The sequence below is a fragment of the Amycolatopsis sp. WAC 01416 genome (assembly GCF_003947485.1).
GTDB lineage: Bacteria > Actinomycetota > Actinomycetes > Mycobacteriales > Pseudonocardiaceae > Amycolatopsis.
In genome coordinates, this window is record NZ_QHHX01000003.1 from 523330 (window position 1) to 535808 (window position 12479).

At 67.8% G+C, this 12479-nt stretch carries 14 protein-coding genes; 10 read left to right on the top strand and 4 right to left on the bottom strand.

Annotated features, from left to right (window positions below):
* Positions 1-27: 27 nt before the first annotated feature.
* The 4 genes from DL990_RS12305 (at position 28) to fgd (ending at position 2866) form a co-directional block, all read left to right on the top strand.
* Complete coding sequence (locus tag DL990_RS12305; protein ID WP_125788326.1) at positions 28-444, top strand: CBS domain-containing protein; 417 nt, start codon at positions 28-30, stop codon at positions 442-444.
* 17 nt (positions 445-461) lie between these two features.
* The gene (locus DL990_RS12310; RefSeq protein WP_125788325.1) at positions 462-989 is read left to right on the top strand and encodes a hypothetical protein; all 528 of its coding nucleotides are present in this window, start codon (positions 462-464) and stop codon (positions 987-989) included.
* A gap of 43 nt (positions 990-1032) precedes the next feature.
* Positions 1033-1509, top strand: coding sequence for a DIP1984 family protein (locus tag DL990_RS12315; RefSeq protein ID WP_233620446.1), 477 nt, complete (start codon positions 1033-1035; stop codon positions 1507-1509).
* A gap of 352 nt (positions 1510-1861) precedes the next feature.
* Entirely contained in the window at positions 1862-2866 is a 1005-nt protein-coding gene (fgd, locus tag DL990_RS12320; RefSeq protein ID WP_125788324.1) for a glucose-6-phosphate dehydrogenase (coenzyme-F420), read from the top strand.
* Positions 2867-3125: 259 nt separating this feature from the next.
* Here fgd and DL990_RS12325 read toward each other — a convergent pair whose 3' ends face one another.
* Entirely contained in the window at positions 3126-3539 is a 414-nt protein-coding gene (locus tag DL990_RS12325; RefSeq protein ID WP_125788323.1) for an SsgA family sporulation/cell division regulator, read from the bottom strand.
* Positions 3540-3974: 435 nt separating this feature from the next.
* Here DL990_RS12325 and DL990_RS12330 point away from each other — a divergent pair, with 435 nt between their 5' ends.
* From DL990_RS12330 to kstD, 5 genes are all read left to right on the top strand, one after another.
* Positions 3975-4898: a tol-pal system YbgF family protein gene (locus DL990_RS12330; protein WP_125788352.1), complete on the top strand. Its 924-nt coding sequence runs from the start codon at positions 3975-3977 to the stop codon at positions 4896-4898.
* 60 nt (positions 4899-4958) lie between these two features.
* Positions 4959-5474 (top strand): helix-turn-helix domain-containing protein, encoded by a 516-nt coding sequence (locus tag DL990_RS12335; RefSeq protein WP_125798723.1) that lies wholly within the window; start codon positions 4959-4961, stop codon positions 5472-5474.
* 48 nt (positions 5475-5522) lie between these two features.
* On the top strand, positions 5523-6041 hold the full coding sequence (locus DL990_RS12340) for an SRPBCC family protein (RefSeq protein WP_125798724.1): 519 nt from the start codon (positions 5523-5525) through the stop codon (positions 6039-6041).
* Positions 6041-7078 carry an LLM class flavin-dependent oxidoreductase gene (locus DL990_RS12345; RefSeq protein ID WP_125798725.1) on the top strand — a complete coding sequence of 346 codons (1038 nt, stop codon included), beginning with the start codon at positions 6041-6043 and terminating at the stop codon, positions 7076-7078. Before DL990_RS12340 ends, DL990_RS12345 begins: the two co-directional genes overlap by 1 nt.
* Positions 7079-7209: 131 nt before the next feature.
* Positions 7210-8958 (top strand): 3-oxosteroid 1-dehydrogenase, encoded by a 1749-nt coding sequence (gene kstD / locus DL990_RS12350; protein WP_125798726.1) that lies wholly within the window; start codon positions 7210-7212, stop codon positions 8956-8958.
* Positions 8959-8963: 5 nt separating this feature from the next.
* Here kstD and DL990_RS12355 read toward each other — a convergent pair whose 3' ends face one another.
* From DL990_RS12355 to DL990_RS12365, 3 genes are all read right to left on the bottom strand, one after another.
* Entirely contained in the window at positions 8964-10259 is a 1296-nt protein-coding gene (locus tag DL990_RS12355) for a pentapeptide repeat-containing protein (RefSeq protein ID WP_233620447.1), read from the bottom strand.
* Between the two features lie 109 nt (positions 10260-10368).
* Positions 10369-11343: a DNA-binding protein gene (locus tag DL990_RS12360; RefSeq protein WP_125788318.1), complete on the bottom strand. Its 975-nt coding sequence runs from the start codon at positions 11341-11343 to the stop codon at positions 10369-10371.
* Between the two features lie 17 nt (positions 11344-11360).
* Positions 11361-11831: a DUF1772 domain-containing protein gene (locus tag DL990_RS12365; RefSeq protein ID WP_125798727.1), complete on the bottom strand. Its 471-nt coding sequence runs from the start codon at positions 11829-11831 to the stop codon at positions 11361-11363.
* Between the two features lie 37 nt (positions 11832-11868).
* Between DL990_RS12365 and DL990_RS12370 the strand changes: the two genes are divergently transcribed.
* Positions 11869-12477: a TetR/AcrR family transcriptional regulator gene (locus DL990_RS12370; protein ID WP_125788316.1), complete on the top strand. Its 609-nt coding sequence runs from the start codon at positions 11869-11871 to the stop codon at positions 12475-12477.
* Positions 12478-12479 lie beyond the last annotated feature (2 nt).

The window sequence follows — 12479 nt, forward strand, 5'->3', positions numbered from 1 at the left end:
GCGGATCCTGACGAAAGGAGCGAAGGGATGACCACGGCACGAGAGATCATGACCGCCGACGCGACCTGTGTGTCCGCGTCCGACACCGTGCTCGACGCCGCGAAGAAGATGGCCGCCGAGTCGGTCGGCGCGCTGCCGATCTGCGGTGAGGACGGCAAGCTCAAGGGCATGCTGACCGACCGCGACATCGTGGTGAAGGTCCTCGCCGAAGGCAAGGACCCGAGGGCGCTGCACGCCTCGGAACTCGCTCAGGGCGAGGCGGTGACGATCGGCGCCGACGACGACGCCGAGGCGATCATGCGCACCATGGCGAACCACAAGGTCCGGCGTCTGCCGGTGATCGACGGCCACAAGCTGGTCGGCATCGTGGCGCAGGCCGACGTGGCGAGGGCGCTGCCCAACCCGGACAGCGGCGAACTGGTGGAAGCGCTGTCCTACGACTGACCGGCCATACTCCTTCGGTGGCGTTCTTCGACATCGAAGGTTATGCACCCGTGTGGCTCTCCGGACTCGAGACGATCCGGAGGGCGCACGGGGATCGTTTGCGCGCGTTGGTGGGCGAACGGCTCCAGCGCGTCCACCTCACCTGGTTCGTCGAGTACGCCGAGTGGCTTTCGGACGCGCCCGTGGTGGTGGACTTCGGTGCCGAGCGGCTGGAGATCACGCACTGGAAGTTCGACGAGCTTTCCCTGACCTGGAACACGATCGACCCGTACGGCAGGTCCGCATGGGACTGGGGTGACCCGGCCGAGCCCAGCCCGCTCCGGTGGCGGCAGGACGTCCACCCGGAACTGTCCGCTTTGGAGGGTCAGGTACTGCAGGATGTCGAGCTCCTGCAATCCGTCAGCCGGGACATGGCCGGACGCATGGTGGCGCTCGGGTTTGTCTTCCCGCGGGGCCGGTTCACCGTCTTCAACGCGCTCGACGAGAACGGCATCGAGTTCGTCGAGCCGGACTCCTCCTACCGGAGGCATTCCCTGGCGGGCTGAAAACGGGATGCGGCGGTCTTCGATCTTGGCGATACTTCCCGGCATGTCCCGGATCAAGCTGGCCGAAGCGCTCGCCTTGCGCGCCGACGCGACCAAGAAGGTGGAGGCACTGCGCTCCCGGATCGTCGACAACGCGCGGCACCAAGAGGGCGAGGAACCGTCGGAAGACGCGTCCGCACTACTCGTCGAGGCCGAAACCGCTTTGGACGAACTGGAATCGCTGATCCAGCGGATCAACCGGACCAACGCCGCGACCTCGCTCGGGGACGGCACGATCACCGACGCGATCGCGCGCCGCGACGTCCTCCGCCTCCGGCACGGGGTGCTCACCGCGGCCGCCGACGCCGCGGCCGGTCGCAACCAGGGCGGCTACGGCCGCCAGCTCCGTTCGGAACTCCGGTATCTCTCCGCGCTTCCGGTCGCGGAACTGCGGTCCCGCGCGGACCGTGTCGCGGGGGAGATCCGGGTGGTCGACGTCGAGATCCAGCGCACCAACTGGGAGACCGATCTCCTGGACTGAACGTGGAAAGCAGGTAGCCCTCCGGGAAGCGGGCACAAGCCGAGGGCCGGCGGTACTCCGGCCCACCTCCTGGCACGTGGCGGGCAGCGTGGGGTTCGACTCCCCGATCACAACTCCGCCCAGCACGACGCACAGGTGACGGCGCAAACGGCACAGTTCATCACCACGTGCCGGTCCCGGAAGGCGAGGGTGGGTACGGGGTCTTTCCACGATCCGGCGGTTCCGCACCGCATTCCCCTCCGCACAGTGGTGTTCCCGACACCCTTCACTCGGTCGAGGCATGGGCGGAGCTGATCGACTCTGTGCCAAGGTGAAGAGCGGAACAACCCAAGAGCCCAGGTGGTGACCCCGGATGGCACTGAAGATCGGTTACAAGGCGTCGGCCGAGCAATTCGGCCCGCGCGACCTCGTCGAGTACTCCGTGCTCGCCGAGCAGGTCGGGCTGGACAGCGTGATGGTCAGCGACCATTTCCAGCCCTGGCGGCACCAGGGCGGGCACGCGCCGTTCTCGTTCGCGTGGATGGCGGCGGTCGGCGAACGCACCGAGAGGGTCGTTCTCGGCACCAGTGTGCTGACGGCGACCTTCCGCTACAACCCTGCCGTGGTGGCACAGGCGTTCGGCACCCTCGGCAGCCTGTACCCGGGCCGCGTACTGCTCGGTGTCGGCAGCGGCGAGGCTCTCAACGAGGTCGCGGTCGCCCGCATCGAGTGGCCCGCGTTCAAGGAGCGGTTCGCACGGCTGCGCGAGGCGATCGAGCTGATGCGCAAACTGTGGACGGAAGAGCGCGTCACGTTCGAGGGCGAGTACTTCCAGACCACCGACGCCACCGTCTACGACCGTCCCGAGGGCGGCGTGCCGATCTACATCGCGGCAGGCGGCCCGGTGATGGCGAAATACGTCGGCAAGCAGGGTGACGGCTTCATCTGCACCAGCGGCAAGGGGATGGAGCTTTACACCGAGAAGCTGCTGCCCGCGGTCGCGGAAGGCGCGGAGCAGGTCGGCCGCGGCACCGGCGACATCGACAAGATGATCGAGATCAAGCTGTCCTACGACCCGGATCCGGCGCAGGCGCTGGAGAACACCCGGTTCTGGGCGCCGCTCTCGCTGACGCCGGAGCAGAAGGCGGGCATCGAGGACCCGGCCGAAATGGAGAAGGCCGCGGACGCGCTGCCGATCGAGCAGGTCGCTCGCCGCTGGATCGTCACCTCCGACCCGGCCGACGCCGTCGAGCAGATCAAGCCGTACGTCGAGGCGGGCTTCAACCACCTCGTCTTCCACGGCCCCGGCCACGATCAGGAGCGGTTCCTGCGCTCGTTCTCCGAGCAGGTCGTCCCGGGTCTCCGCGAACTCGGCTGACCCGGCGCGGGCGGCGGCACCGCGCGGACGGTGCCGCCACCCGGCTCCCGGGTGGTGAGACCTTGTCGACCCGTCCCGGTGAACGATCCGCTGCTGTGCGACCAAGGGCCGGATCGCCTGGAACATCGTGACGTCCTATTCGGACAGCACGGCAAGCTGCGAAGGGGTGCTCGCCCTGTCCGGCTGTTCACCGACCTCGTGGTCCCGGAATTGCGGCAGTGCGGATCGGGCGCCGCGTTCGCGAGCATCCCGCCGGCGATCAGGACTCGGTGACGAGTTTGCCGATCTCCTGGTCGAAGTCGAACCATTCCGGCTCGGAGCCGGCGGGCACGATGTCGTAGGTGCGGTCGAGGAATTCGGCCAGTTCCTGTGCCGGGGCTTCGAGGACCGCGCAGCCGTCGGGCGCGCTGAGGGCGAAGATCACGATCGAGGTGTCGTCCGCCGGGCTGATGATCACGTCGCCCTCACCCGATGGAGTGAGGAGTCCGTCAGCGAGGAGGTCACGGCCGAACATCCACCGAACCGTCCCCCCGCCCGAGTGGTAGGCCACCACGACGGCGTAGGGATCCTCCGGGTCGTATTCGAGATCGGCCTGGACTGGGAGCGGGTCCGCACCGAAAGTGCGCAGGCCGAAGACGATCGTCCCCCGGATGAGGTCGCTTTCCTTGTCCAACGCTTCAGCCCCTTACGTTCGGTTGCTGTTGATCTTCAGCTATTGATAACGCAATGTGAAGCCTTTTCGTGACCCGAGTTGACAAGGTTCACACGTTCGGCTGAGAGCTGCGTCTCAGGTGCTCACGGACGGTTCCTGCCGGGCACGTGGGGTGAGCAAGCCGGGAATGCGATCATTCGTGCAAAAGAAAGAGATTCCGCACGTGCATATTCCGGTGAATGAAAATAGCCAACCGTTCGGCGGAGTGCATCGGTATTTGTCGTGGTTAGCATCATTGTGCGTCGTTCGCGTATTCCAGGAGATCGGCGTTGCTCCGTCCTGGACCTTGACGAGCTTGATCGTTGTGGATCGGGAGGGAGCGATAATGGGCGTACGAATCACCGTCACCATTCCGGTGCGTCGACCAGGCGCGTCGCCGTGATCGACCGGTTGCCGCTGCGCGTCGGGCGGCCCGATATCGACCGGCTGGAGGGCGTCATCGCCGCGCTCCGGGCGCGCGACTACCGGGAAGGCGGCGGGTCCTGCCGGGAACTGCTGCGCGTGCTCGAGCCCTATGGTTCGGCACTGCGACGGGGAATGATGTCCGATCAGCTGGCCAGGCGGCTGGCGGGAGTGGTCGCGGATCTGCACAACCTGAGGGGCTGGACGGAATTCGACTCCGGCCGCCCTGTCCGGGCGGAGCGGCACTTCCGCTGCGCGCTCGGGCTCGCGGCGGAGGCGGGCAACGACGACCTCGTCGCCAACGTCCGTTACCGGCTCGGCCGGATGTATCTGCATCATCGCACTCCGGCGGAGGCGCTCGAGCAGTTCGGTCATGGGCAGGTCGCGGCGCGCCGGGCGGGAAGGTCGTTGTCGCAGGCGATCCTGTCGGCGAACGAGGCTTGGGCTTATGCGCTGCTCGGTGACGTGCGCCGGGCGCTGGACAAGCTTTCCCTTGCCCCGGAACAGTTCGCGGAGTCCGTCGGGGACGCGGTCCCGTCGTGGTCCGCCTTCTTCACGGCTAATGACCTCGCCGCGATGATCGGCACGGTGCGCACCGAACTCGCCAGGCTCGTCGATGTCCGGCACAGCCGGGAGGCCATCCCCGCGCTCACCGAGGCTATCGACGGCTACGGCCCGGACATGGTGCGCAGCCGGTCGCTGACGATGATCTGGCTGGCGGTCGACCACGCGCTGGAAGGCGACCTCGACCGCGCGGCGGAGGTCGGTCTCGCCGCGATGGAGATCGCGGACGGAATCCGTTCCGCCCGGACACTAGACCGTTTGCGGCCGCTGTCGGAAAGCGTGCGGAGGCGGGTGGGTGACATTAATGCGCGGGATCTTCTTGACCGGATCGCAACATTTCGGGCCAGCGCCTGAGCGCCGGAGAATAGGTGGAGGAATGACCGGATCAATTTCGCCGGGCGTAGGCTCGCGGGCATGAAACGGACTTCGTTCGCGCAGTGGCCGTGTTCGATCGCGCGCACCATGGACCTGCTCGGCGACTGGTGGACGCCGCTGGTCCTGCGGGAGGCCTTCTACGGGATCCGCCGGTTCGACGAGTTCCAGCAGGAGCTCGGTATCGCGCGGAACACCCTCGCCGACCGGCTGCGCCGCCTGGTCGGGGAGGGGCTGCTGGAAAAGCGCGCCTACCAGGCCGACCCGGTCCGTTACGACTACGTCCTGACCGAGAAGGGCGCGGATTTCTACGGTGTGCTCGCGGCGATGTCGCGCTGGGGCGACCGCTGGCTCGCCGAGGAGGCCGGGCCGCCCATCGTCCTCCACCACGAGACCTGCGGGCGCGATACGCACGCCGAGGTCGTCTGCGCGCACTGCGCCGCGCCGCTCACCGCCGAGAACACCCGTGCACGACTGGGGCCCGGCTACCCGCCGAAGCTCGTGAACCGGCCTGACGTGGTGCGCCGCTTCGCCGCGCAGGAGGGTTTGACAACGTAAGTCCATCTACGCAACTATCGAGGTCACGAGCACGGGAGGGCGACCACGATGGAGTGGACGGGCGCCAAGTACGCCGACAAACCGACGGTCGAGGTCGAGGCATGGGTCGACGCCGATCCGAAGCAGGTCTGGTCGATCGTCTCCGACGTGCGGCTGATGCCGGAGATGAGCCAGGAAGTCCGATCGGTCGAATGGTGCGATGGCGCGGCCGGTGAAGTCACGGTCGGCAGGCGGTTCGTCGGCCGCAGCAAGCACGATTCGTTCGGCGAATGGGAGACGACCTCGTACGTCGTCGAATGCGAGGCGCCGCGTGTCTTCGCCTGGGCGGTGCAGGATCCCGAAACGCCGACCGCGGTGTGGCGCTTCACGCTGGAATCCGAGAACGGCGGAACCAAGCTCCGGCAGTGGATGCAGATGGGGCCGGGGCGGTCCGGGCTTTCGCTGGCCATCGACCAGATGCCGGACAAGGAGCAGAAGATCGTCTTCGTCCGGTTGCGCGAGTTCGAGAACGCGATGACCGGGACCCTCGCCGCGATCAAGGAGCGGGCAGAGGCCGGCGGCGCCTGATGCGGACGGCGACCACGGTCGAGGCCTCGCGCGGCCGGCGGGAAACGCTGGACTTCGTGCTGGAGGCGGAAAAGCTCGGTCTCGACGACTGCTGGGTCGCCGAGGCGTGGGGTTCGGACGCGCCGTCCGTACTCGGCTACCTCGCCGCGCGGACCGAGCGGATCCGCCTCGGCTCGGGGATCATCCAGCTCGGCACCCGGACCCCGGTGGCGATCGCGCAGGCCGCGCTGACGCTCTCGGACCTGTCCGATGGCCGGTTCGCCCTCGGGCTCGGCGCTTCGGGGCCGCAGGTGATCGAGGGCCTTCACGGTGTTTCGTTCGCCCGGCCGCTGACGCGCATGCGGGAGACGGTCGCGATCATCCGTCAGGCGTTCGCGGGGGAGAAGATCTCGTTCTCCGGCAAGGAGTTCGAGATCCCACTGCCGGGTGAGAGCAGGCCGATGCGGCTGTCGGCCGCGCCGAACCCGGATATCCCGATCTATCTGGCGACGCTCTCGCCGAAGCTGCTGGAACTGACCGGCGAGATCGCGGACGGCTGGTTGGGCACCAGTTTCGTCCCGGAGGGCGCGGAGGCCTACTTCTCGCATCTCGACGCCGGACTCGGGAAGTCGGGCCGGTCGCGGTCGGACCTCGAAGTCTGCCAAGGTGCCGAGGTCGCCTTCGCCGAGGCCGAGCACGAGTTGCGCGGGATGGTCGCCGGCCGCAAGGGCGAACTCGCGTTCAGTCTCGGCGGGATGGGTTCGGCGAAGACGAACTTCTACAACAACGCCTACAGCAGGCAAGGCTGGGCCGAAGTCGCCGCCGCGGTGCGGGAGTGCTGGCAGTCGGGCGACCGGGAAGGCGCCGCCGCGCTGGTGACCGACGAGATGGTGCTCGGCACGACGCTCATCGGCACCGAGCCGATGGTGGCGCGGCGGCTGCGCGTCTGGCGTGACGCGGGGGTCGACACGGTCCGGCTGTACCCGGCGGGGGAGACGGTCGCGGATCGGCTCACCACCCTCGGCCGCGCGCTGGACCTGGTCCGCGCGCTGGGCTGAATGCCCGAGCCGGTTGAGGTGACCGGTCGAGCGAAGCCGGTCCCGCCTGCTCCAAGCGGGTAGAACTTGTTTCACTTTTGTCGTCGGCTGGAGAACATGACCTCGCTCGATCCCCCACGCGAGGAGGATTCATGGGTCCCGATTTCCGCCTTTCCCGGCGTCAGGTGCTGCGCGGTACGGGGATCGCGCTCGCTTCGGGACTGCCGTTCGCCGGGACGGCGTCGGCCGAGGCCGCGGTGCTCGGCGAATACGACGTCGTCGTGGTCGGGGCGGGCCCGCCGGGGATGACCGCCGCGCTGACCGCGGCCAGACGCGGACTCAGTTGCGTGGTGCTGGAGAAAGCGGCGAAATTCGGTGGCTCGGCCGCCCGTTCGGGGGCGGGGATCTGGATTCCGTGCAATCCGGTGCTGGCCGCGGCCGGCGTCCGCGACACCCCGGAGCAGGCCGCACGGTACTTGGCCGCCGTGGTCGGCCCGTCGATCCCCGCCTCGCGGCAACAGGCCTTCCTCGCCAACGGCCCGGCGATGCTGTCGTTCGTGATGGCCAACAGCCCGCTGCGGTTCCGGTGGATGGAGGGCTACAGCGACTACTACCCGGAACTGCCCGGCGGGATGCCGGACGGCCGCTCGATCGAGCCCGACCAGCTCGACGGGAACATCCTCGGGGCCGAACTGGCCAACCTGAACCCGCCCTACCTCGCGACGCCCGCGGGGATGGTCGTCTTCAGCGCCGACTACAAATGGCTCGCGCTGGCCGCGGTCAACCCGAAAGGCGCCGCGGTGGCGACGGCCTGCCTCGCCCGCGGCACGGCGGCCGCGCTCGCCGGGCAGAAACCGCTCACCATGGGCCAGTCACTCGCCGCGGGACTGCGGGCGGGGTTGCAGCGTGCCGGTGTCCCGGTCTGGCTGAACACGCCGTTGACCGATCTCGTCATCGAGAACGGGAAGGTCGCCGGCGTGACGGTCGCGGCGGGTGTGGTGAAGGCCCGGCGCGGTGTCATCGTCGGCTCGGGCGGATTCGAGCACAACGCCGCCATGCGGGCGGAATACCAACGCCAGCCGATCGGTACACAGTGGACGGTCGGCGCCCGGTCGAACACCGGAGACGGGATCCTGGCCGGAAAACGCGCCGGAGCCGCACTGGACCTGATGGACGACGCCTGGTGGGGACCGGCGATCCCGCTGCCCGGCGAACCGTACTTCTGCCTCGCCGAGCGGACCCTGCCCGGCGGGCTGATGGTGGACGCGGCGGGCAAGCGATTCGTCAACGAGGCGGCGCCGTACAGCGACGTCGTGCACACGATGTACGACCGGAACCCGACGTCGCCGACCATTCCGGCGTGGCTGGTCGTCGACCAGCACTACCGCAACCGGTATCTCTTCCGTGACGTCGCACCGCTGCTGCCGCTTCCCAGCGAGTGGTACTCGGCGGGCGCGGTCAAGAAGGCGTGGACCGTGGAGGCGCTCGGCACCGCGATCGGTGTCCCGCCGCAGGCGTTGCGCGCCACGGTCAACCGGTTCAACGGACAGGCACTGTCCGGTGTGGACAGTGACTTCCGCCGGGGCGCCAGTGTCTACGACCACTACTACACCGACCCGCACGTCCTGCCGAACTCGTGCCTCGCCCCGCTCTGGGAGCCGCCGTTCTACGCGTTCAAGATCGTCCCTGGCGACCTCGGCACGAAGGGCGGGATGCGCACCGACGCGCGGGCGCGGGTCCTGCGGGCGGACGGCTCGGTCATCGCAGGCCTGTACGCCGCCGGGAACGCCAGCGCGGCGGTGATGGGCAACAGCTACGCGGGCGCCGGTTCGACGATCGGGCCGGCGATGACCTTCGGGTATGTCGCGGCGAACGACCTCGCCGAGCAGGCTGTGGGCTGAGGGAGCTATTCCTCCTTGAGTGGCTCGTGTGGCTGAAGTTGCGAGGGGATGAAGGGAACGCCGTCCAAGGTGGAGTCTGTGAATCTGATGTCACCGCTGAACGTCGCGCCGTGGAAAGTGGTGTAGCTGCTGAAGGTCACCTGGTTGAACCAGGCGTCGCCCGCGAACGCGGCTTCGGTGAAGTAGGATCGGTGCGCGAAAGTTACACCTGGCAGGTAAGCGTCTTCGAAAAACGTGGCGTCGTCGAAGGTCGCACTTTCGGTGAAGGTGGCTTTGCTGAACACGACGCTTCCGGTGAACGTCGTGTTCGTGAACCGAGCTTCGCGCAGGAATGAGGCAGCGCGGAAGGTGGCTGTGCCCTTGAAGGTGGCCGCGTCGAATCTGGCCATCGCCTCGAAGGACGCATGGTCGAACCGGACATTGCCGGTGAACCGGGCTTCCGAGAACCAGGAGTCGCCCGTGAAGATGACGCCGTCGAACCTGGTTTCTCCTTCGAAGTGGATGCCCATGAACAAGGTGTCACCGCAGAACCGAGCGTTCGAGAAGCGGGCGTTGTTGAGCCGGCAGTCGCGGAACATGACGTCGATCAACAGCGCTCCGCTGAGATCCAGGTCGATGTCCGGCCAGAACCGGTTCCCGTCCTGGTAGTTCGGGTCGAGATGATCGGTCAGGATGCGTTGGGCGGTCGTGCGTACCTCGCGTTCTTGGATGTCACTCCGGTATTCGTCATGGGCTTCTTTTTCGGCGCTGGGATCGGGAGGCTTGTCAGGTAGTTCGTAAGGCATCCGCAGATAGGCGCTGATGACGTTGACGATCATCTGACGTTGCGAAGGGGTGTCCTGCGCCAGGCGATCGAGCGCGTACAGCCCGGCGAGCCGGACGGGTGCCTTGTCCGATCCCAACTGCTCGACTGCCTTCAGGTAGAGATCACTGATCCGCCGTTCCGCGGCGTCATGGCGAGCGTCGTCATTGGCCCGCTCCCGTAGTTGGAGGTCATGACGTTTGGTGAGGAGGTCCTGCTCTGCGGTCTGCTGGCGTCGAGCGGCCAGGAGTAACGCGATGGCGCCACCTGCTCCGAGCACGATCGTACCGACGGTGCGCACGCCTTCCAGCTGGGCTTTGTCGGCGTCGGTCCCCTTTCCATAGAGAAAGAACAGCACCCAGCAAGCGGCGATCGCGAAGACGAGCAGAATCACGGCGCACAGGGTGATGGTGCGATTCGACAGGGTCCGGTGTTTTCCATTGGAAGGCGCGGCGGGTCGGGTTCGAGACTTCTCCGGAGGCTGGGAATCATCGACCATCTGACCATGATCGCAGCGTGGGGGTGGTTTCGAATCTGGCGAATACGTGATTGGACCGGTCGCTCACGATCTGGCCCAATCGGCTTTCGTGGCTTCACGTCCCGCGCGGTCACTCGCCCGTGAGCTCGCCTTCGACGAGCTGGACCGCGATGATGGCGCCGAACGCCAGGAGATGGACGAAGCAGTGGTCGGTGTACCCGCCCGCTCGCCAGGTCTTCACGTCGGTTTCGGTGATCCGGCCCGGCGCGACGCCGGCCAGCACGGCGAGTGTGGCGCCCGCGCGGTCGGCCGGGTCCAGGGCGGCGAGGGAGTCGGTGAGCCGGCCGCGGTCGCCGTCCAGGGCGGATCGCCGATGGCGCGCGATCGTTTCACGCACGACGGACTGGGCCGGTTCGGACAGGAGGCCGCCTCCGCGTTCGGCCGCGCGCGACAGCGCGGCGTAGGCGGGGCCGACCGCGCTGGTGCCGGCCCACGCGGGTAGTCCGGTGGACGGGACGTCGTCGAGCAGGGAAAGGCTGTCGCCGTTGGTTCGCTCTCGGTGTATCGCGCGGGCGATCGGCGCGCCGTCGAAGGCGGCGGGGACGTCATCGCGCATGGCACCCGGAAGGAGCTTTTCGTTCAGCAGTACCAGGACCATCCGATTGATGAAGTGCAACGCGAGTGCCGTTCCGAGGTATTCCGGTGCTTCTCGGGCGGGGAAGGGCTGTGGTCCGCCCGATCGCGCCCAGCGGGCGAGTGCGGCGAGGTCCTCGTCCGCCGGTTCCTTGCCGTGTTCCAACGCGTCCGCGGCGTCCTCGCCGCCTGCCAGGCGCAGGAACACCAGATGCCCGGCGGTGTCGTAGGCGCAGTCGTTGCGCTGTGAAACGGATACCGTGACGATCTCCTTGCGCCATCGGGGAACCGCGCCGGCAACGAGCGACTCGCGCAGCAGCGCCCAGCACGGGGCGAGCAGTTCCGGCGCGGGGGAGAGCATCCGGACCGCCGGCCCGATACTGCTGAACTCGGTGTCGACTTGCCGGTAGACGTCGGCGACCGGGCCGGTCGCGTCCTCGGGGGAAATCGGCGTGATGTGACGGAAGAGCATGGTGGAGACCTTTCGGGTCAGTGCACGCGGTCGAGTCGTGAAGCGACGATGATGAGCACGAAAGCGGTGAGCGCGGCGACGGTTCGGATGACGTTGTAGGTCTCCCAGCGATCGAGGATCGCCGCGTGGTCGGCGGGTGCCGAGGTGACGGCCCAGACCTTGATCCGGCCGTTGATCGGGACGTTGCCGAAGCGGGTGACCAGAAACGACGTCACGACCAGGACGGCGGCGATTCCGGCCAGTCGCCGGGTCCGTCCGCGGTTCAGGAAGGCGAGCGCGGCGGAGCTGAGCGCCGCGAGCGCCATCGCGGTCTGCATGACGACGCCGTTCCGCTGCATGAGCGCGGTGTGGAAGGTCAACCGCACGTCGAGCGGGACGACGTCGAAGGTGGCCGCGACATTGACCACGCCGTAGCCGAACGCCCCCGCGAGCAGACCCGTCGACGAGAGGGCGACGCCGGTGACCAGACCCGACCTTAAATTTGACATGCTGTCAAACATAGCGGCCTGCGTTAAGCTTGACAGCATGTCTGAGATAGTCGCGGGCCGTCGGAGGCGACGGCGGACCGATGCCGACCGCAGTGCCGCCTCGATCCTCGCCGCCGCCAAGGAAATCCTCGGTACGCGAGGTGCCGCGAGCGTCGAAGACATCGCGACAGCGGCCGGGGTGAGCAGGCAGACCGTCTACGCGCACTTCAAGACCCGGGAAGCGCTCCTGAGCGCGGTGATCGACGCGGTGTCCGAGGAAGCCGCGAACGAGATGGACGCCGCGCGTCTCGACGAAGGTCCCGCCGCGGACGCCCTGTTGCGCTTGCTCGGCGTCGGGTGGCGGACGTTTCGGCGCTATCCCCTGCTGCCCGCCGGCGCCGCCGAAGAGAACGACCCCGAGGCCGACCGGGCCCGTCATTCGGCGGTGTCCGATCATCTGGACCGGCTGCTCACCCGTGGCAAGGCGTCGGGGGAATTCGACCAGGCACTCGGGAATCCCTGGCTCGTCGACGCGATCGTGGCGCTCGGCCATTCCGCCGGACAGGCTGTGGACGCGAAGCAGATGACGTTCGAGGACGGTGTCGACGCGCTCGCCGAGAGCGTGCTGCGGCTCTGTGGTGCTCACGGGCGGTCCCGGACCGGTTAAGG

Coding starts and splice junctions, on each gene's coding strand:
- DL990_RS12335 (WP_125798723.1), top strand. CDS start 4,959: ATGAAACGGACTTCGTTCGCGCAGTGGCCGTGTTCGATCGCGCGCACC.
- DL990_RS12365 (WP_125798727.1), bottom strand. CDS start 11,831: ATGTCAAATTTAAGGTCGGGTCTGGTCACCGGCGTCGCCCTCTCGTCG.
- DL990_RS12315 (WP_233620446.1), top strand. CDS start 1,033: ATGTCCCGGATCAAGCTGGCCGAAGCGCTCGCCTTGCGCGCCGACGCG.
- DL990_RS12340 (WP_125798724.1), top strand. CDS start 5,523: ATGGAGTGGACGGGCGCCAAGTACGCCGACAAACCGACGGTCGAGGTC.
- DL990_RS12370 (WP_125788316.1), top strand. CDS start 11,869: ATGTCTGAGATAGTCGCGGGCCGTCGGAGGCGACGGCGGACCGATGCC.
- fgd (WP_125788324.1), top strand. CDS start 1,862: ATGGCACTGAAGATCGGTTACAAGGCGTCGGCCGAGCAATTCGGCCCG.
- DL990_RS12345 (WP_125798725.1), top strand. CDS start 6,041: ATGCGGACGGCGACCACGGTCGAGGCCTCGCGCGGCCGGCGGGAAACG.
- DL990_RS12360 (WP_125788318.1), bottom strand. CDS start 11,343: ATGCTCTTCCGTCACATCACGCCGATTTCCCCCGAGGACGCGACCGGC.
- DL990_RS12355 (WP_233620447.1), bottom strand. CDS start 10,259: ATGGTCGATGATTCCCAGCCTCCGGAGAAGTCTCGAACCCGACCCGCC.
- kstD (WP_125798726.1), top strand. CDS start 7,210: ATGGGTCCCGATTTCCGCCTTTCCCGGCGTCAGGTGCTGCGCGGTACG.
- DL990_RS12305 (WP_125788326.1), top strand. CDS start 28: ATGACCACGGCACGAGAGATCATGACCGCCGACGCGACCTGTGTGTCC.